At 56.5% G+C, this 19795-nt stretch carries 13 protein-coding genes; 6 read left to right on the top strand and 7 right to left on the bottom strand.

Going from position 1 to position 19795, the window contains the following annotated elements; all coding sequences use genetic code 11:
* Positions 1-15 precede the first annotated feature (15 nt).
* The 7 genes from B5D61_RS01675 to gpmI all read right to left on the bottom strand — a co-directional run bounded on the left by B5D61_RS01675 (position 16) and on the right by gpmI (position 10068).
* A complete protein-coding gene (locus B5D61_RS01675) occupies positions 16-1887 on the bottom strand; it encodes a cupin-like domain-containing protein (protein ID WP_078811555.1) in 1872 nt (623 codons plus the stop codon).
* Positions 1888-1999: 112 nt separating this feature from the next.
* Entirely contained in the window at positions 2000-2581 is a 582-nt protein-coding gene (cysC, locus tag B5D61_RS01670) for an adenylyl-sulfate kinase (protein WP_078811554.1), read from the bottom strand.
* A gap of 363 nt (positions 2582-2944) precedes the next feature.
* Complete coding sequence (locus B5D61_RS26040; protein WP_176159167.1) at positions 2945-3199, bottom strand: hypothetical protein; 255 nt, start codon at positions 3197-3199, stop codon at positions 2945-2947.
* Between the two features lie 31 nt (positions 3200-3230).
* Positions 3231-3992, bottom strand: a complete 762-nt coding sequence (locus B5D61_RS01665; protein WP_139372997.1) for a hypothetical protein — start codon at positions 3990-3992, stop codon at positions 3231-3233.
* A complete protein-coding gene (locus tag B5D61_RS01660) occupies positions 3989-7912 on the bottom strand; it encodes an RHS repeat domain-containing protein (RefSeq protein ID WP_139372996.1) in 3924 nt (1307 codons plus the stop codon). Before B5D61_RS01660 ends, B5D61_RS01665 begins: the two co-directional genes overlap by 4 nt.
* Before the next feature lie 201 nt (positions 7913-8113).
* Entirely contained in the window at positions 8114-8314 is a 201-nt protein-coding gene (locus B5D61_RS01650; RefSeq protein ID WP_078811550.1) for a transposase, read from the bottom strand.
* A 200-nt stretch (positions 8315-8514) separates the two neighbouring features.
* Entirely contained in the window at positions 8515-10068 is a 1554-nt protein-coding gene (gpmI, locus tag B5D61_RS01645; RefSeq protein WP_078811549.1) for a 2,3-bisphosphoglycerate-independent phosphoglycerate mutase, read from the bottom strand.
* Positions 10069-10179: 111 nt separating this feature from the next.
* Here gpmI and B5D61_RS01640 point away from each other — a divergent pair, with 111 nt between their 5' ends.
* From B5D61_RS01640 to B5D61_RS01615, 6 genes are all read left to right on the top strand, one after another.
* Positions 10180-11097, top strand: coding sequence for a dihydrodipicolinate synthase family protein (locus B5D61_RS01640; protein ID WP_078811548.1), 918 nt, complete (start codon positions 10180-10182; stop codon positions 11095-11097).
* Positions 11098-11197: 100 nt separating this feature from the next.
* Positions 11198-11941, top strand: coding sequence for a platelet-activating factor acetylhydrolase IB subunit (locus B5D61_RS01635; protein WP_176159166.1), 744 nt, complete (start codon positions 11198-11200; stop codon positions 11939-11941).
* Between the two features lie 471 nt (positions 11942-12412).
* Complete coding sequence (locus B5D61_RS01630; protein WP_176159165.1) at positions 12413-13582, top strand: efflux RND transporter periplasmic adaptor subunit; 1170 nt, start codon at positions 12413-12415, stop codon at positions 13580-13582.
* A gap of 22 nt (positions 13583-13604) precedes the next feature.
* Positions 13605-16751 (top strand): efflux RND transporter permease subunit, encoded by a 3147-nt coding sequence (locus B5D61_RS01625; RefSeq protein WP_078811545.1) that lies wholly within the window; start codon positions 13605-13607, stop codon positions 16749-16751.
* 82 nt (positions 16752-16833) lie between these two features.
* On the top strand, positions 16834-18051 hold the full coding sequence (locus B5D61_RS01620) for an alpha/beta hydrolase (protein ID WP_139372994.1): 1218 nt from the start codon (positions 16834-16836) through the stop codon (positions 18049-18051).
* A gap of 87 nt (positions 18052-18138) precedes the next feature.
* Entirely contained in the window at positions 18139-19782 is a 1644-nt protein-coding gene (locus tag B5D61_RS01615; protein ID WP_078811544.1) for an arylsulfatase, read from the top strand.
* Positions 19783-19795 lie beyond the last annotated feature (13 nt).

Below are 19795 nucleotides of genomic sequence, written 5' to 3'. Positions count from 1 at the left end.
AATTCATTGAGGGTTCTATGAGGCCTTGTTATTTTTATCTCTGAACCACTTGGTGATGATGACTTTCATGCCTGAATGAACCTTCGTTCCCTCATGTAAGGAATGAGGATTGACCGAGCCGTCAGCCTTGAGATTGTTCCAGACGACAGCGGTTCCAGCACGACAAGGAACCGCCAGATTCAGTTTTTTAAAGAACGTCGATCCGCCTTCTTCTGGCGCTTCCAGATAAACCATGAAGGTCCACGTTCTTTGACCGCGTATGCTTGCATGCTCAACGAATTCTGGAGTTCTCGGCGTAAAGTAATCGGTATGAAGTTTAAATTGCTGACCCGGCCCATAGACTTGCCCCTGGATGGGTTCTGAGTATTCCAACGGAATTCCGAGAGATTCAGCAATCCAACGATCAAGATCAATAACCTCGGGATCCTTGAGGATATCCAGATGACTGGTCGAACTTGTTCTGAACTCCAGATCCTTCTCCATGGTTGTCAAAGTAGATGGCAGGGAGTTTTGCTTGATCTTCTCAGAGAGAGATCGACACAAATCCTGCGACAGAAAGTCCACTCCGATGTAAAGCTGGAAGTCGGCATCACCTACCTGTGCAAATCGCTGACACCCGGCGTTTAATAGCGTGGGCACGATCCGCGACGACGCCACATAGTCGTAGCCAGGTTTCCCAGCCTGTGCAGGGGGGGCGGAGCGCTCGACCTCGAGTTTTGGGCCCTTCTCGAGTAATTGCTGACATAAGTCAGATAAATCACAGCCTCGATGGATGTTTTCTCGGGTCCAGTTCAACCAGGACTCCATTTCATTCTCTTTGTTAGAAGCCGGATTCCTGCCAACCGACTCAGGCAAACTTATTTCGTCCAGTCTCCCGTAGAATTGGTAACTGCTGTGGAAATCGTTTCTCGCTCTGAAATTAGTGGCTGAGAGTGAGATGGAGGCAGATAGCCCCCTGACCTCATGCCACCAACCTAACGGAATGAAAAGAATATCCCCCTCCTCTAACGTCACCGTAAATGAGATCTTGGAGAGGCCAGAAGCGGACCTTGCCGCATCAATCTCTTCTAAAGTGGAAGACAAGTAGCAATGATAGTCATTATTGACTTCTAGAAGGGATAGGCTGGAAGAGAGTCTAAACTCTTTCCGACCCTTGATCTGGAAAAAGAGATTATTCGTGAGGTCATGGTGCGCCGGAGTGTAGGTTCCAGAGGGCCCGATCCAGAGAAAGACTTTCTCTCTAGCTTGTGTCCCATCGAGAAGCTCCGTGCAGAGAGTGGATGTATCCACGACGGATTCGAGGAGCCTTGCATTGACCGAACCGTTTCTAGCCGTCATGTAAAAATCATTGCTATCCTTGGCAGCCTTGACTCGACTGATAAACTCAGACAATTTCGTCTCCGAGCTGAGCGCAGAATGTTCACGCTCGAAATTGGGATTCAGAGACCGTCCCTCCTGAATTTCGACGACCGTTTCCCCATGCTCTGAAGTCAGGCGGTGCCAGGAAAACTGTTCAACAATGGGCTGAATGGAGGCCGGATTCCGATACACTACCGGAAAGTTTTTGGCATAAAATTGATCATAAAATTCATCTCGATCGATCCTGGTTCGGAAAGCAATGGGCGGAGACGGATTGACCAGTTGCAGCTCACGCAGACTATTGAGAATCCACTTCGTCTTTTTAAATCGCTGGTTGTGCTCGAGTGTGGATCTCTTGGAAATTTGAGAGCATTCTTGAATGAGACCTGTGGCTAAAGTCTTTGGGCAGCCCTTTTCGACCATCGCCTCCACTATAGAATGGTGGCTTTTTGATAAACGGAGGTTTTCATCAATCCATTGGATCCAATCCGGCGTTATTTGGAAAGAGTTAATGGCGGCGGTGTTCATGTTTTAGAATGCTCCCAATTCGCTAGCAATTAAATAGGCAATCTGAAAATCTACTGTTCAATCATTCACTTTATTCTTTTTGGACTCCTTCTAAAAAAAAGACTATTTCAGCTCACCGTAGCACCTTATCTTGTCTGAATGTGCCACCTCTCTCACAGCCCGGCTTATCGAGACAAAATAGCTGATTCCAAATCAGATTTGTTGAGTCCTCGATGTCATTATTTTCGGTATCGATTTGGAGGAAAGAAGAAGGGGGATCTTCGAACTCTCCGTCGGCACCTGTTAGATTAGAAAGGTGGCCGTTGGCATGCTTTCGGTATAATCCTTTGACGTCTCGTTGATAACAAACCTCGCGGGAACACTTTGCCCAGACCCACAGCACCGGAACATCTTTCAAAATGAACTGAGCCACGTTCCGATGCACTTCTTGAGGAGTGATGAATGCAGCGACTGATAAAATACCAGATTTAGCTGACAAATGGGCAATCTCTGCAGCCCGCCGAATGTTTTCCTCCCGGTCACTGGCGCTGAATCCAAGGTTTTTAGAAAGCCCTGCTCGTAATTCATCTCCATCAAGCATTAAACATCCTAACCCGATTTCATGAATGCGTACTTGCAAAGACCTCGCCAAGGTAGATTTACCCGCACTGGGAAGACCTAATATCCAAACGACTTTGTAATTGAAGGTGTGCATTAATATCGTCCGCGTTGGAATATGCTAATCGCTTTTAAACATGAACTGCCAAGATTTGTAAAATCAACATTATGAAGCCATAAGGTTGGTCACACAAATTTCACTCTATGTTTTGTGAATATGAATCGCTATGACTGTCACGAGTATTGCCATTGCAACAGGGCTTATACAAATAGCCCTGATAAATTCGCCATTATTTAATATTCCAAAAAAATAAAGTATGAGCCAAGTAACAATAAACAAACCTGTATACTTCAACCAATACATCAGAGCAATTTTAAACATATTTCTACGGGCAATTAGAGGTAACTCGTGATGATGAAAATGGAAGAGTATTGTTTATTTTATCCTTGATGAAATTTTCTACTTATCACTAAAAAATGTTGCATTAGAAATAAAACTCCCCACAACATTACCTACAGTAGTGCCAGCTTTAGAACCCCATTGAGACGAGGCAGATGCCCGGGTAATTGTATCTCCATATGCCAAGGTTTTTTGAGACAGGTTTGCTGAATTCAATGCATTAGATCTTTGAAATCCTTTTATACTAGCTTGGGCCGCTTTAAATCCCGATAAAATTTTATCTCCCGCCCACGCGCCTGAACTTGCTGGTTCCATCGTTAAGATAGATGATCCCAGATCGGAAAACTTATTGGAAATTATTTTTAGTTAAAAAAACTCTAATCCCACCATCGATAGTTATTGCTTTTAGAGATGAATGGTTAATCAAAACAAGATTTGAAGATGAAGAACTACTCAGAGCTAATAAATTCCCACAATCATCTTGTCCAATAGTGAGGAAGTTTGCATTATGAAGCTGAATTTCATCTTCAATTCCAGGTCGCGTTAATAAATATTCTTGGTGGTGTAAAGTGTGAAACCACCTAAACAACTCGCATATATCCGCGTTTTCATACTTACCAGGCAAATAATAGTTATTATCCACTTCGCCAGGCGTCCAATCCTCTTCTGGAAGCCATGAAGGAAAGTTTTTGGGTATAGATACTGACCCAGATGAGAGTAGTGTAGCTTCATTACTTGGATAAAAGCATACCAATTTGGTTAAATTGTAAAAACTGTTTGCGATTGGCGTAAAAAGAAAACCAATCACCCTTTTTGAAACGATTACAGCTGAAATTGTAACGCCTTCCTCAACAATGGAGTTAGCCAGCTTTCCGATGTTAAATAAGCAATCAGGTGATGCCCCTTTTATTTTTGGCCAGTCTCCTGAATATTGCCCTAGGAGCATCTTACCGGGCTTTTCTATCGAGAGTATCGAAACTGGATCCGCAATAGAAAAAACAGCTTTATCAACTTTTAAGATTTGCTTAATAATAGGATCATTTAAAGCCAGTTTGAGCCATTTTCTCAAAAAGCTTTCTTCTTTCTTTTTTTTTATCCAGTTAATCATGGGCATTTAGAAAAGAATTTTGCCACTCCTTGTGCAGCAGTATGAGCACTTGCGAGGAGTCCAGATAAGGCTTTTGGAAACCGATCGGCCCATTTTTTCACTCCTGTTAATTGTTCAAAATCTACAAAAGCCTTTTTCATAAGTCTGAAACGTTGAGGATCATGCATCGCATGTTTAATACCTGAAACAATATTACCATTGAACCTACTATCTCCGAGAGCTCGGATTGCATTGCCAATCTTTCCACCAACTTTTTTTGCTAGATTTTGGACTACTTCATCAGGAATGAAATGTGAGAATTCCTTGAATACATTCCCCCTAGGAAATGCCGCGTGTTTTCCAATAAATCTCTTTAAAGAACCTTTTGCTCCATTCTTAACAATATTCAATAAACTCTTCGCTCCTGTTACTAATCCAAGTCCAGTTGATACCATCCCACCGTTATTATAGGAGGCAGAATTTTTATCAACACCATACATCAAATCACCTCCGGCCAAGCCCACGACTGCGTTAGGAATGCCAAGTAACCAGTCATTACTAAAACCAGCGAAACCATTAGTAAGCCCAGTCATGATAGAGGATTCCGACGCCGCTATCCATGTATCTTGCCCCACACTCGCGATAGAACTTACGACAAAATCCCCAAATCCTTCATATTGTCGAGTGCCGTCCGCATTCAGGCCACTTAATCCATATTGATCTATTAAACTTACAGGAGTATTATCCAGGAAACTGTAAAGATTCAGCCCTGAAGCCTCCCTCATCGGATCCCTGGACAGCCATCTCCCCAGCTCCACTGAATAATACCGGAAGCCATAATTCATCCAGCCGGTGATCGGATCGGCGAACTCCACGTGGAACAGCAGGTTCCAGTCATGCGCTGAGCCTGACTGCGGTTCAAAGGCGGCATCCAGGAAGGTCACTTGGCCATAGGCACTGTAGCTGAAGCGCTCAACGACCGTCCCATCATCGTCGCTTAGGGCGACGATATCCAAATCATCTTTCAGCGCATAAAGACGCTCGCTCAGCACTCCGTTGTTGGTTGGGGAGCGATCTCTCAATATCAACTCCCAGCGGTTGCCCGGCTGCCACACGTACTGGCGCTCCGGTTCCTCTCTGCTGTCCAGCCGTTCTTCAACACTGCGCCACTGGTCATTGTAGTAATAATGCCGCGTGCCTCCTGCATCGCTGCTGAGCGTGCGCCTGAACTTCCCGTCATACTCATACTCTGCCAAGGGCTCTCCCTCATCCTGCACCTTGCGCAGCCGGTTCCAGGCATCCCACACCATCTTCCGGCCCGGGCCTTCAAGGGCCTCGCCAGTGGGGGGTTCGGTCATGTTACCGTTGGCATCGTAGCCTGGGTGCCGGGTTTCCGCACTGTCTGGATACACCTGCGTGATCTGGTTATTGCGGTTGTTGATCCGGCCTTCGTTGATATCCATCACTCCTCCAGCCTGGTGCTGATAGAGCTGCCAGTTGCCGCTGGGGTCATACACAAAGTTTTCCTGCTGCGCGGGGATACCACCGATCGCCGTGCGGTTGATGTTCAGCAGCCCCTGCTGGCGCTGCTTGATCTGTTGCAGCCCGTCATAGCTATAGGCTTGGTCCTGGGACGTGGCCGCCGGAGCCAGCAGGTCCTTGCGCCAGGTCTTGGATGAACCTCGGTTGTAGCCCCACTGCACCTGGACCAAGGTGTTTTCCGCTCCTCCGGTCTGCCGCCACAGCGTCTGCTCCAGCCGGCCAAAGCGGTCATAACCAGTGTAGGGATCGCCCGCATCGCCGTCCGGCGCACCGGCCAATTTTTTCCACCGCCTCTGGATGCCTGCCGCATGCAGGGTGGTGATGACGGGCATGGATGAACCTACAAACTGGTATTCCGCCAGCACTGTCAGATCGTCATGCACGGACTGCACGCGGTTGAGTGCGTCGTCTATGCTTCCTTCTGTGCCGTATTCATAAGCGAGGGTGCGGCCATTGGGATAAACCAGGCCGGTCCGCCGCAGGATGTTGGCTTCACCACCTGTGCATTGGTATTCCACTTTCGGAGTGGATCCGTCCACCACACCGCTGTGGCTTTGGGCATCGCCCACCAGGCAGTCAAGGCCGTTGTAAGTCAGGCGCACCTGGTTGATGACGCTGCCAGCCTCCGGGGCTGGCTCGCTGCCACTGGTCAGGTATTCCACCCGGCCCCGGTTGTCGTAAGAAGTGCTGATGCGCCGCACCTGCCCATCCACACCTGCCGCCAGGGTGGTGATGCCATCGTCCGTCGGGCGGCCCATCTTGTCACGGCGATAGCTGTGCACATTGCCATTGGCGTCCGTGTAAGCAGAGACTTCGCCCTGGCGGTTGTAAGTCATGCGTTCCACCTGCCCTCCGGGTAAGGTTTTGCTCACCTGGAGGTCACTGCGCGCAACGCCGCTGGTGGCCAGGGTGGTTCCATAGTCCCAGGTGGTCACTTGGTCTCCGGTGGCTTCATTATAAACGATGAGCCGAGCCATGCCGCCATCTGGGGCATATTGATACTGGCTGATGCGGGAATTGGCTGTCGCTCCACCCCTGGCCTCCACAGATGGCAGAGGGGAGTTTTCCACCGTCTCCGTCTGGCGTCCGGCAGCGTCCCTGCGCATGACCGTCACAGTGCCATCTGCAGCGATTACAGCCAAAAGATCACCATCGACAGCATAGCGTTGTTCTTCCACCAGCACAGTCTCGGACGGCTCAGGATGAAGGGCGGGACGTATGAAGACGCTGCCGCCCTTGGTGCCATAATTGGCGCGGAACCGCAACCTGCCTATGGGGTCCAGATACTGGGTAACGAAGCTGTCGCGGGATTTGGGCTCAGCTCCATTGGGTCCGTTCAAGGGCCCCGTGCCCGTGGCATCATCAAAACGGGCGCGGATGAACGCGGAAACGGTCTGCCCCGCAGCGTTGTAAGTGGTCTGCTGCTCTTCAATGACCATGTCGAGGCTGACATCGTTGGTATTGGCCTCAGTCGTGGAGGCGTCCTCCACGACTTGGTAAACCGTGATGGGTCGGTCCAGGGAATCGAAAACGGTTTTCGTAACCACCTTGGCCCCTGGCTGGGTCTGCTTAATGGGGTTGCCATTGGGGTCATACCAGACGCCGGTGATCAGCGGATCCCCTAAAGTGCCATTGGCATGGACATAAAAACGCTTCTCCTCATAGACCTGCCCCTGGGCATCATACGCGGTGGTGCTTTCATGCGTGCGGTTGGCCGTCGCGACACTGGTATGGAACCTGGACTGCGACGTGGGGCGGCTGAGGTTGTCATAAGTGCTGGTGGTGATGAAAGCGGTACTGCCGTCATTCACCGTGACGCTGATGATGAGATTCCGGTAGTCATAAGCATTGACGGTGATGCGATCATCCCCACTGGTGTCATTCACCGGTTCAGTGATTTGGGTGAGGTTGCCGTCTCCGCCAGCGCTGCCGCCATCATAAACGCCCAGCCAAACCGGTTTCATATTGTTGCCAGGAGTGCCTCCACCAGAAGGATCATTATCGGTGGCACCTGCATCATCAGTCCCGATCCACGTGGCGATGAGCAGGCTGCGGGCATCCAGCACACTGCGGTTGATGGTGCCGCCAGGCGATACGCTGCGCCGCAGCCGTCCCATCACATCGTATTGGAAGGTTTGAGCGTCGAAGTTTGTCCCCTGCACCCCTGGGCCGGAGACTGGGATGCTGTGATAGACACGGGTTTCCAGGATTCTTCCCCAGGCATCCAACTTATTCTGCTGCCAGCGCGTCCACCGAGTTTGGGATGGCCACTGGCCGCTGCGGCCAAAGGTATCCGGGCCCAGTGCACCACAGGCACAGGCAGGCGTGGCCTGGATGGTTTTGTGGCAGGAACGGAACTGGGCACGCGGCTTGTGGCCTACGTTGGATTGGTGGAACAAGACTATCTTGAAGTGACTGTCGAGGAACCAACGCCGACCCCCACACCCTTTCCGACTCCTTGGCCATCACCTCCGCCAACCCCGACGCCAGCGCCAACCCCCGCACCGACGCCCGCACCGACGCCCGCACCGACGCCCGCACGACGCTCACAAACCATCCAAGATCACAGCGCTGGGCTGGGCGTTCTTGTCAGACAGCATTCATAAAAGCATGCGCAGATCATGCGCCATGGCCTCCAAGCACCCAGCCTTGATCCAGCGCTGCCATTGCTGGTAAACAATGGCCCAAGGCGGCAGGTCATGGGGCAGCATTCTCCAAGGGCAACCAGCCCGGACGACATAACGAACGGCATTGAACACATCGCGCAAGGGGTGCTCCCGTTGCGAGGCCTCTTCCGTCATCAGTTCCGGATAACGGCAAAAGACGGCAAAGGCCTGGCGAGCGGGATCGCTCGGCCAGGCCGGAGGGGGGGGGACAGATCAGGCTCTTTCAGAGGCTTGCGTACAGGCTGCTTAGCTGCGAAGCGAATGCCACGCTCCGCTCGGGAGAGAGGATTGTCAAAGTTGCGGGCAGGAGTGCCCGCATCACTTTCACGTGGGGGTTAGGCTTTCCTCACCAGCAGGGTCTCGCCGGTCATCTCGGGGGGCTGGGCGACGCCGAGCATGTCGAGCAGGGTCGGGGCAATGTCGGCGAGCTTGCCGTCCTTGACGGTGTAGCGGTCGGCATCGGCGGCGACGTAGATGCCGTGGACGAGGTTGGTGGTGTGGGCGGTGTGGGGGCTGCCGTCGGCATTGCGCATCTGCTCGCAGTTGCCGTGGTCGGCGGTGATGAAGAGCTTCCCGCCGAGGGCGAGGGTCTTCTCGACGATCATGCGCACGCCGAGGTCGATGGTCTCGCAGGCATGCACGCCGGCTTCGACGACGCCGGTGTGGCCGACCATGTCGGGGTTGGCGAAGTTCATGATGACGGCGTCGTAGTTCTCCAGGCGGCGCAGGACTTCGAAGGTGAGGTCGGGGGCGCTCATCTGCGGCTTTTTGTCATAGGTGGGCACTTCCTTCGGGCTGATGGCGAGGTAGCGGTCTTCACCCACGTTCGGGGTCTCGACCCCGCTGTTGAAGAAGAAGGTGACGTGGGGGTATTTCTCGGTCTCAGCAGCGCGGAGCTGGGTGAGGCCGGCGGCGGCGATGACTTGGCCGAGGTTGTTATGCAGGCTCTCGGGGGCGAAGATGACGCGGCAGCCGAGGTCGTAGTAGGTGGCGTCGTATTCGGTGAGAGTGTAGTAGGAGACGAGGGGGTGGACCTCGCGGTCGAAGCCTTCGAAGCCGGTTTTCAAAAAGGCCTCACTGAGCTGGCGGGCGCGGTCAGCGCGGAAGTTAAACCAGAGGACAACGTCACCATCGCGGATGCGCTGCTCGTTGGCGTCGGAGAAGATCATGGGCAGCAGGAATTCATCGCCGCGCTTCTCGGTGGCGTAGGCGGCCTGGATGGCTGCGCTCGGGGTATCGATGCGCAGTTCGCCACGACCGAGGACGATGGCGTCCCAGGCGAGTTTGTTGCGCTCCCAGCGAGTGTCGCGGTCCATGGCATAGTAGCGGCCGATGACGGTGGCGATCTTGGCTCCGCTCGGGGCGAGGTCTTTTTCCAGCTTAGCCACATAGGCGGCACCCCCGGTGGGGGAGGTATCGCGGCCATCGGTGATGGCGTGAACCATCATGTCGGTCACTCCGGCGGCCTTGGCGGCATTGCAGAGCGCAGCGAGGTGATCCTGGTGGGAGTGCACGCCGCCATCGCTGATGAGGCCGAGGAAGTGGATGCGCTTGCCCTTGGCTTTTTCGAAGGCTTCGACGAGCACGGGGTTCTTGGCCAGCTCGCCATCACGGATGGATTTGTTGATGCGGGTGAGGTCCTGATAAACGACACGTCCGGCACCGAGGTTGAGGTGGCCGACCTCGCTGTTCCCCATCTGACCTTCAGGCAGGCCGACGTCTTCACCGCTGCCGCTCACCTGAGCCCAGGGGTAGGTGGTGTAAAGCTGGTCATGGAAGGGGGTGCTTGCCAGGAGGGTGGCGTCGCCATTGGCAGCCGCCTGGGCTTTGCCGCCGGGGTTGATGCCCCAGCCATCACGGATAATCAGAACAACGGGTTTTTTGGCCATAGATGCCGCTTCATGCTTCAAAATCGGTGTTTCTGCAACTGCGGGTCATCGGCGGCGATTCTAGTTGACCTGTCGCCTGGCTCCTCTTTCCTGCACGGCACCCGATTTTCTATGAAGAACAGCCCTGTCACGACCGCCGACCTCCGCAGCTCCGTCATCGCCGTCCCGCCCCTGTGCCGGAATGACGATCTCAGCCTCAGCCGTGAGGAGAATGACAAGCTGATCAAGCATCTCTACGCCGGGGGCATCCGCACCCTTCTCTACGGAGGCAATGCCAATCTCTACAACATCGCCGTCTCGGAATACGATGCCCTGCTGAGCATGCTGCAGGACCTGGCCCCTCAGGATGACCTGTGGATGGTGCCCAGCATCGGCCCCATGTATGGCACGGCGATGGATCAGGCGGCGATCCTGAAGAACTACGACTTCCCCACCGCCATGCTGCTGCCGACGCTGTTCCCCTCCAAGCCCGCTGGCGTGGTGGCCGCCGTCCGTAAGCTGGCCGAGGTCTCCGGTAAGCAACTGGTGCTCTACATCAAGGACGAAGCCTACATCACCCCCGAGCATGCGGCTGAGCTGGTGAATGACGGCCTGATCTCCTGGATCAAATACGCGGTGGTGAAACCCAACCCTGCCGATGATCTCTACCTGACGAAGCTGGTGGATCTGGTGAACCCGGACCTCATCGTCAGCGGCATCGGTGAGCAACCGGCCATCGTCCATCTGCGTGACTTTGGCATCACCGGCTTCACCGCCGGCTGCGTATGCATCGCCCCCAACCTGAGCATGGACCTGCTGCGCGCCATTGACGCTAAGGACTATGACCGTGCCGAGCAGATCCGCGAGATCTTCCTGCCGCTGGAAGATCAGCGCAATGCCCACAGCCCCATCCTGGTGCTGCATCACGCCGTGGCCCTGGCGGGCATCGCTCAGACTGGCCCCGTGCTGCCTCTGCTGACAGAGCTGCCGGATGAACTCCTGCCCGGCATCGAGAAAGCCGCGAAAGAACTGCTGGCGAAAGCTGGTTAAGACCATTCCTGCCTCGCATTTCGTTTCAATGCTCAGACGCGGGTGACTTGCTCTCAAGTCACCCGTTTTGTTAATGACTCCGCTATCACAACCCAACCCCATGAGAATCGCATCCCTCGCCCTCCTCAGTCTGCTGACCCTGAATGTCTTTGCCGACACCCCCAGCCATGTCGCCACCCAGCCGGTGCCACGCGATGACAAATGGATGAAGCGCCATGAGAGCTTCAATGAAATCTCCAAGAAAGGCGAAGCCAAGCTGGTCTTCCTGGGAGACTCCATCACGCAGGGTTGGGAAGGTAAGGGCAAGGCCACCTGGGAGAAGTTTTACAGCAACCGCCAAGCCGCCAACTTCGGCATCGGTGGTGACCGCACCGAGCACGTGCTGTGGCGCCTGGATCACGGTAACTTCGATGGCTTGAAACCCAAGCTGATCGTGCTCATGATCGGCACCAACAACACCGGTCATGTGGGTCGCGAGCAGAAGGAACTCAATGGCGCAGTCTATGCCTGCTCCGCCGAGCAGACCGCCGATGGCGTCGCCGCCATCATCGCCAAGCTGAAGAGCAAAACCCCTGAAGCCAAGATTCTACTCCTGGGCATCTTCCCCCGTGGTGAAACCCCAGCGGATGCCATGCGCCAGCAGAATGAGAAGACCAACGCCATCATTGCCAAGCTGGCCGATGACAAGCAGGTCTTCTATCAAGACATCGGCAAGACATTCCTCCAGCCCGACGGCACCCTCACCCGCGAGATCATGCCCGACCTGCTGCACCTCTCCGAAAAAGGCTACGACATGTGGGCTGCCGCCATCGAGCCGAAGGTGAAGGAACTGCTCGGCGAATAAGCATCAGCGCCCTCGCCCGCTTTTGTCTATCCCAGATGCCCCAAGGCCTAACCAGGCCTTGGGGTGTTTTTTTGGGCAGCGTTGAGAGCAAACCCCTGCCCCTCACCTAACCTCTCCCCACAAGCGGGGAGAGGGATGATCATTTGGTCTGCGGTATTGAAGGCCAAAAGACATCCTCCTTAGCCCCGCGAAGTGGGGGTGAAACCCGCAGCGAAAGGGCTGGGGTTCGATGATTTGACCCGTTTAAATCCAACGCTGAAATCAGAGAGCCTTCGCAGCGGCCTCCCTGACCCACACCGAGAAGGCCTTTCCCCCTCCGATCCGATTCAGCCGAACAGACCTTCATGGCGTGATCAGAAACGCGCTTCAAGGATAGCGATCCCAAAATAGCCAAGTCTAAGATGGACGGCAGACTCGTTTTAACAGATGATCGTCTCGCACTGCACCCTGTGCAGGGACCTCATCTCCCGTATGAACACGATTCTGAGATCCGCCCCTGCCGGGTGGCTGAGTGCAGCCGTCTTGTGCAGTTCCTTGCTCCCCGCCTGTAAGCCCAAGGACAGTGGACCGCCCCCGGCACCTCCACCCACCGCCGTGATCGTGGCCAAGGTCACCCAGCAGACGGTTCCCATCTATGTGGAGAATGTCGGCCAGACGGAAGCCGCCGAGACGGTGGAGATCCGCGCCCGTGTGGATGGCTTCATCATCGAGGCACCGTTCAAAGAAGGCAGCCTCGTGAAGAAAGGCGACCTGCTTTTCAAAATCGATCCCCGTCCCTATGAAGCCGTGGTGGATCAATCCAAAGCCAATGTGGCCAAGGCCGAAGCCACGCAGGAACGAGCCCGCGCAGACTTGGCTCGCCTGGAACCGCTCGTGGCCTCTAGTGCCATCTCCAAGCAAGATCGCGATACCGCCGCCACCACGGTGAAGGTCGCCGAGGCCGACCTGCTCGCGGCCAAAGCTGCGCTGGCCACGGCGGAATTGAATCTGGGTTATGCCACGATGGTGGCCCCCTTTGATGGCATGGTGGGAGCCCGGCAGGTGGATGTGGGGAACTACGTCAGCGGTAGCGCGCAGAATGCTCTGCTGGCCACGGTTTCCACCACCAATCCCATGCGGGTCAGCTTCAATGTGGCGGAGCAGAACTACCTGCGCTTTCAGCGTCGCTTCATGGGTGATGAAGAAGCGAAGGAGCAGCACAGCGCGCAGATGGAGTTTGAGCTGCTCCTGGGAGATGGCTCCGTGTATGAAACCAAAGGCCACTTTGAGTATGCGGACCGGGCGCTGGACCCACGCACAGGCACGCTGAAGGTCGTGGTCAGCTTTGCAAACCCCGAGTATCTGCTGAGGCCCGGCCAGTTTGCCCGCGTGCGGGCCAAGACGGAGGAGAAGCCCGAGGCCCTCCTGGTGCCGCAGCGTGCGGTGAGCGAGACGCAGAACCTGCAGATGGTGCTGGTGGTGGGTGAGGGCAACAAGGTGGAGCAACGCCCCATCAAGACCGATGGGCGGTATCAGGATCAGTTCGTCGTCACCAGCGGTCTGAAAGCGGGTGAGACGGTCATCGTCGAAGGCGTCCAGAAAGCCCGCCCCGGCATGCAGGTGAATCCCCAAGAGGAAGCCGAAGCCCCAGAAGCCAAGTAACCGCTGAACCGCTTCTTTTCCCATGGCTCACTTCTTCATCCAACGCCGCGTCTTCGCGATGGTGCTGTCCATCCTCATCGTGCTGGTGGGGTGGCTGGGGCTGCGCAGCCTGCCCATCTCCCGCTACCCGAACATGACGCCGCCGACCATCCAGGTCACGGCCACCTATCCCGGCGCCAGCTCCCAAGTGGTGGAGGAGACCGTCACCACCCCGCTGGAGCAGGAGATCAATGGCGCGGAAGACATGCTCTACATGTCCAGCGGCAGCACCAGTGATGGGCAGTGCTCCATCAAGATCACCTTCAAGGTGGGGAAGGACATCGACGACGCCGCGGTCGATGTGCAGAACCGCGTGGCCCGTGCCCAGGCCAAGCTGCCTGCGGATGTGGTGAAAAACGGCATCACCGTGACCAAGCAATCGCCCGACATGCTCCTGGTCTTCGCGCTCAGTTCCAAGGACGGTCAGTATGACGACCTGTTCCTGAACAACTACGCCTTTCTCAATCTGCAACCGCAGCTCGCTCGTGTGCCCGGTGTCGGTGCGGTGAATATCTTCACGCAGAAGGACTACTCCATGCGGGTGTGGCTACAGCCGGATAAGCTGGCCAAACTCGGCCTCACCGCCACGGATGTCACCCGCGCTTTGGCCGAACAAAATGTACAGGCGGCTGCCGGTCAAATCGGCGCCCCACCGGCGGAGGCAGGGACGGAGTTTCAGTTCTCTGTGAATGTGCGGGGTCGCCTCGTCAATGCCGAGGAGTTTGCCGAGATCGTCATCACCACACTCCCCGATGGCACCGTGGTGCGACTGCGGGATGTGGCACGCACGGAACTCGGCGGCAAGGACTACGCCAGCTTTGGTCGCATCAATGGTTCGGCGGCCGCCTTGATCGGGATCTTCCAGCTCCCCACCGCCAATGCGCTGGATACCGCCACGGCCTGCCGGGAGCGCATGGAGCAATTGGCCAAAAGTTTCCCACCCGGCATGGAGGCGAAGGTGAGCTTTGACACCACCCTCTTCGTCACCGCGTCCCTGGAGGAGGTGATGCACACCCTGGCCGAGGCCTTCGTGCTCGTCGTGCTGGTGGTCTTCATCTTTTTGGGGAACTGGCGTGCCACCTTCATCCCCATGCTGGCGGTGCCCGTGTCCCTCATCGGCACCTTTGCCCTGTTCGGCTTCTTCGGTTTCACCATCAATACCCTCACCCTCTTCGCCCTAGTGCTGGCCATCGGCATCGTCGTGGATGATGCCATCGTCGTGGTGGAGGCCGTGGAGCATCACATTGAGCATGGTTTAACGCCGCTAGAGGCCACCAAGAAGGCCATGAACGAAGTCTCCGGCCCCGTCATCGCCATCGCCCTGGTGCTCTGCTCCGTCTTCGTTCCGGTCTCCTTCATGGGCGGCATCACGGGGAAGCTGTATCAGCAGTTCGCCATCACCCTCTCGGTGTCCGTGATGCTCTCGGCCCTGGTGGCGCTCTCGCTCACGCCCGCGCTGTGTGTGATGCTGCTGCGTCCGCGTAAAACCAAGACCGGTCTGCTCGGGCGGGCCCTGGGGGCTTTCAATCGCGGCTTTGACAAGCTGACTGCGGGTTACCTCGCCATCACTCGTCGGCTCATCCGCTTCGGCCTCATCACCGCGCTGCTCTTGCTCGGCATCTACGGAGGCATCTTTGGTTTGTTAGGCCGACTGCCCACCTCCTTCCTGCCGGATGAAGACATGGGCTATCTGTTCGTCATCACCACCCTGCCCGATGGCGCTTCCCAGCAACGGACGGACAAAGTCCTGCAAAAGGTGGAGAAGATCCTTCAGGACACCCCCGGTGTGCAGGACGTGATCACCATTGGCGGGCTGAACCTGCTCAGCGGTGCCCGCAGTTCCAGCGCAGGCGTCTGCATCGTCTCGCTGAAGGACTGGAAAGAGCGTGAAGACCCCGCCCAGCAGGTGGGACAGATCGTCCCTGCCATCTTTGCCAAAGTCAGCCAGATCCCCGAAGCGATGATCATCCCCACCGCACCGCCGCCGATCCAAGGTCTGGGCAATGCCGGGGGCGTGCAGTTTGAGCTTCAGGATCGCAGCGGGGGCACGCCGCAGGAACTGCAAGCCGTGGCCGATCAATTTCTCGGAGCCGCCGCCCAGCATCCGCAGCTCGCCCGCGTCTTCACCTTTTACAGCACCCGCGTGCCCCAGACCTTCGTGGAGCTGGATCGGGATAAGATCAAGACGCTGGGCATTCCCCTAGATGGCGTGTTTACCTCACTGCAGGCTTACCTCGGCGGCATCTACGTGAATGACCTCACCCTCTTCGGTCGCAGCTTTCAGGTGAAGGTCCAGGCGGAGCCGCAGTATCGCATGACGCCGGAGGACATCTACGCCATCTACACCCGCAATGCAGAGGGCGGCATGGTCCCCTTCAGCACCTTTGCCAAAGTGGAATCCACCACTGGCTCGGATCTCCTGCCCCACTACAACGTCTATCGCACCGCCGAGATCACCGCCACGGGCAAACCGGGGGTCAGCTCGGGTCAAGTCATCACCGCCATGGAGGAGCTGGCCCGGCAAAACCTGCCCGCAGGCTACGGTTATGAATGGACCGGCACCGCCCTCCAGGAAAAGGAAGCCGGGGGCCAGCAGAGCACCATCTTTGCCCTCGCACTGCTCTTCGTCTTCCTCGTGCTGGCAGCGCAGTATGAAAGCTGGGCCGTGCCCTTCGCTGTGCTCTTCGGGCTGCCCATCGGTGTCTTCGGCGCCTTCCTCGGAGCGTGGTTTCGTGGGCTAACGAATGATGTGTATGTGCAGATCGGTCTGGTCATGCTCCTCGGTCTGGCGGCGAAGAACGCCATCCTCATCGTCGAGTTTGCCCGCACGCGACGTGAACAGGGCATGAGCATCCGCGAGGCCGCCCTGGAAGGAGCCAAGCTGCGCCTGCGCCCCATCGTCATGACTTCCCTGGCCTTCATCCTCGGCGTGGTGCCGCTGGTGCTCTCCAGCGGTGCGGGTGCCGCCAGCCGCCAGAGCCTGGGCACCGCCGTCTGCTTCGGCATGACCGCCGCCACCGTCATCGGCGTGTTTTTCATCCCCTGGCTGTATGTCGTGGTGCAGAGCCTAGCCGAGAAGATCGCTGGCAAGCCCGCTGGGGAGAACGCAGACGCCAAGCCCGCGCCGTAAAGACCTGGGACGCGAGGACAAACCTTGTGCCGGAACACAAACGAGCGAAAGGCAGAGCTTTCGTCTCCGTTTTAGAAAGCCCATGTTCCGGCGTCTGTTTCTCTCCCCCCTTTTCCTTGTTCTCGCCCTCCACGCAGAAGCCCCGCAAGCCGCCGAGCCGCTCACGCCGATCGCCCTGAAAAAGAGACTGGAAGGCACGCAGAATGCCGCCGAGACGAATCAACTGCACGAAGACATCATCCGCCTCTTTGGCCGCCAGAACCTGCTGAAAGGTAAACCCAGCACCAAGATCGAAGCCACCACCGTGGCCTGGGCCGTGATGGACATGAACCCCGCGCGTGTGACGCGTGGAGACGGCACCGTGATCGGTAACATGACCCGCGTCGGCGAGGACGGCCTGCAGGTGCTGGTGCAGACGATGAAAAATTTCCAGGAGTTCAACTACCGCATTGAGGTGGATGGCGCCGCCCGTGTGGCTGGCATGGTGCATCTGGAGCACTACGACTACACCGCCGACAGTGATCCTCAGCCCGGTGTGCCGCAGGGACGCCTGGAGAAGTTCCAGTGGACGCAGAGTAAAATCTTCCCGGATACCGTGCGGGATGTCACCGTTTACATCCCGGAGCAATACAAGGCCGGTGAGGAAGCCTGCCTCATGGTCTGGCAGGATGGCAGCCGTCATGTGGACCCCAAAGGCCCCATGCGTGCTGGCGTGGTCTTTGACAATCTCATCCACAAAAAGAAGATGCCCGTCACCATCGGTGTCTTCGTGGACCCCGGACGCAAGCCCGAGCAGAAACCCGGCAGCAAGGCCGCTAATCGCGGTTTTGAATACGACAGCTTGGGAGATGCCTATGTGAACTTCCTGCTCACCGAGATCCTGCCTGAAGTGGAAAAGCGCTATCCGGTGAAATTCCGCCAGGACCCGAAAGCCTGGGCCATTGCCGGGGGTTCCTCGGGCGGCATCTGCTCCTTCACCGCCGCCTGGGAGCGGCCTGATAAATTCCACAAAGTCCTGAGCTGGGTCGGCACCTTCGTGGACATCCGCGGCGGCAACGCCTATCCCTATCTCGTGCGTGTCACCGAGCGCAAACCCATCCGTGTTTACCTGCTGGATGGCGTCAATGACCTCGACAACAAATACGGCAACTGGCCTCTGGCCAACCGCATGATGGAAGCCAGCCTCAAATACATGAACTACGACTTCCGCATGGACTGGACCGAGTGCTTCCACGGCAGCCGCGGCATGGCCCCGCACCTCCCCGAAGCGCTCGAATGGCTGTGGCGGGATGTGAAGTGACAACCTCTGAACTACCTAACAAACCCACAGCCTCAGGCTCGTGGGCTGAGTGCTTTAAATCTCATCGTTGCTTTGAAAGCTCCAACCATGCGTTGCTTACTCTCACTCGTTTTCTTCACCAGCCTCAGCGTGGCGGCCGACCGGCCTAACGTCATGTTCATCCTCGCGGATGACTTGGGGTATTCGGATCTCGGTTGCTATGGCGGAGACATCGCCACGCCGAATTTGGATGCCCTGGCTAAAGAGGGCCTGCGCTTCACCCAGTTTTACAATACCGCCCGCTGCTGGCCTACCCGAGGTGCCCTGATGAGCGGTTACTATGCCCAGCAGATCCATCGAGATGAATTACCAGGCCTCGGAGGAGGAGGCCGTGGCGTGCGTCAGTCCTGGGCACGCCTGCTGCCAGACTATTTAAAACCCGCGGGCTACCGCAACTACCATAGCGGCAAGTGGCACATCGACGGCCCCGTCTTACAGTCCGGCTTTGACCGCTCTCTCGATGTGCGTAACCAGGGCAACTTCTTCAGCTCGAAAGGCAACGCCCTCGATGACGTGCCGGTGGTGCCACCTGAAAATGAAACGGGCTACTACGCCACCACCGCCACGGCGGACCACGCCATTGATTGTCTGAAAGAGCATGCGGCCAACTACCAAAAGAGTCCCTTCTTCCACTACGTGGCCTTCATCGCTCCCCACTTCCCCCTGCATGCGCTGCCGGAGGATATCGCGCTTTACCGCGACAAATATCTAGCAGGCTGGGAAAAGATGCGGCAGACCCGTTACCAGCGGCAGAAGTACATGGGGATCGTCAACACCGAACTCTCCGCCGTGGAGCGCGATATCGGTCCCCCCTATGACTTTCCCGATGCTTTTGAAAAACTCGGTCCCGGTGAAATCAATCGTCCCCTGCCCTGGGATGATCTGACGGATGAGCAGCGCCATTTTCAAGCCACTAAGATGGCCATACACGCCGCCATGGTGCATCGCATGGACATCGAGATCGGCCGCATCCTCCAGCAACTCCGCGAGATGGGGGCCTATGAGAACACGCTGATCTTCTTCGCCTCCGACAACGGTGCTAGCGCCGAGATCATGGTGCGCAATGGCGGCCATGATCCGAAAGCCGAGCCCGGCAGCGCCGCCACCTACCTCTGCCTCGGCCCAGGCTTCTCCAATGCCTGCAACACGCCCTTCCGTCGGCACAAGACCTGGGTGCATGAGGGTGGCATCAGCACCCCGCTGATCGCACATTGGCCGCAGGGTATCCAAGCCCATGGTGAGCTCCGTCATACACCTGCCCATGTGGTGGATATCGTCCCCACCGTTCTGGAAGTAGCTGGTGTCGAAAAACCAAAAGCATGGCAAGACGAAACACTCCCTGAAGCTCCTGGGAAAAGCCTCGTCCCGGCTCTGGCCAAAGATGAGATCATCGCCCGAGACTCCCTTTGGTGGCTGCATGAAGGAAACCGCGCCGTGCGTGTGGGCGACTGGAAACTCGTCGCCGCCAAGGGTGATCCCTGGGAACTCTACGACCTCTCCACCGATCGTGCGGAAGCTCACAACCTCGCCGCCAAGATGCCGGACAAGGTCAAGGAACTGGAAGCCATCTGGCAGAAGCAGACCGATCAGTTCTCAGACCTCGCCAAAAAGACCCTCAACGAACAACCCCAAGCCCCCGCCACAGGAAAAGGCAAGGGTAAAGGGAAGGCTCAAGCGAAACAGAGGGAGTGATTCAAAAGCTGAG

The sequence above is a fragment of the Prosthecobacter debontii genome (assembly GCF_900167535.1).
GTDB lineage: Bacteria > Verrucomicrobiota > Verrucomicrobiia > Verrucomicrobiales > Verrucomicrobiaceae > Prosthecobacter > Prosthecobacter debontii.
Note: the sequence above shows the minus strand (reverse complement) of the source record. Positions and strands in the feature narration are given on the sequence as shown.

What these genes read in the sequence shown, in the direction of transcription:
- B5D61_RS01675 (WP_078811555.1), bottom strand. Translation starts at nt 1,887, where the DNA reads ATGAACACCGCCGCCATTAACTCTTTCCAAATAACGCCGGATTGGATC.
- cysC (WP_078811554.1), bottom strand. Translation starts at nt 2,581, where the DNA reads ATGCACACCTTCAATTACAAAGTCGTTTGGATATTAGGTCTTCCCAGT.
- B5D61_RS26040 (WP_176159167.1), bottom strand. Translation starts at nt 3,199, where the DNA reads ATGGAACCAGCAAGTTCAGGCGCGTGGGCGGGAGATAAAATTTTATCG.
- B5D61_RS01665 (WP_139372997.1), bottom strand. Translation starts at nt 3,992, where the DNA reads ATGATTAACTGGATAAAAAAAAAGAAAGAAGAAAGCTTTTTGAGAAAA.
- B5D61_RS01650 (WP_078811550.1), bottom strand. Translation starts at nt 8,314, where the DNA reads ATGACGGAAGAGGCCTCGCAACGGGAGCACCCCTTGCGCGATGTGTTC.
- gpmI (WP_078811549.1), bottom strand. Translation starts at nt 10,068, where the DNA reads ATGGCCAAAAAACCCGTTGTTCTGATTATCCGTGATGGCTGGGGCATC.
- B5D61_RS01640 (WP_078811548.1), top strand. Translation starts at nt 10,180, where the DNA reads ATGAAGAACAGCCCTGTCACGACCGCCGACCTCCGCAGCTCCGTCATC.
- B5D61_RS01635 (WP_176159166.1), top strand. Translation starts at nt 11,198, where the DNA reads ATGAGAATCGCATCCCTCGCCCTCCTCAGTCTGCTGACCCTGAATGTC.
- B5D61_RS01630 (WP_176159165.1), top strand. Translation starts at nt 12,413, where the DNA reads ATGAACACGATTCTGAGATCCGCCCCTGCCGGGTGGCTGAGTGCAGCC.
- B5D61_RS01625 (WP_078811545.1), top strand. Translation starts at nt 13,605, where the DNA reads ATGGCTCACTTCTTCATCCAACGCCGCGTCTTCGCGATGGTGCTGTCC.
- B5D61_RS01620 (WP_139372994.1), top strand. Translation starts at nt 16,834, where the DNA reads ATGTTCCGGCGTCTGTTTCTCTCCCCCCTTTTCCTTGTTCTCGCCCTC.
- B5D61_RS01615 (WP_078811544.1), top strand. Translation starts at nt 18,139, where the DNA reads ATGCGTTGCTTACTCTCACTCGTTTTCTTCACCAGCCTCAGCGTGGCG.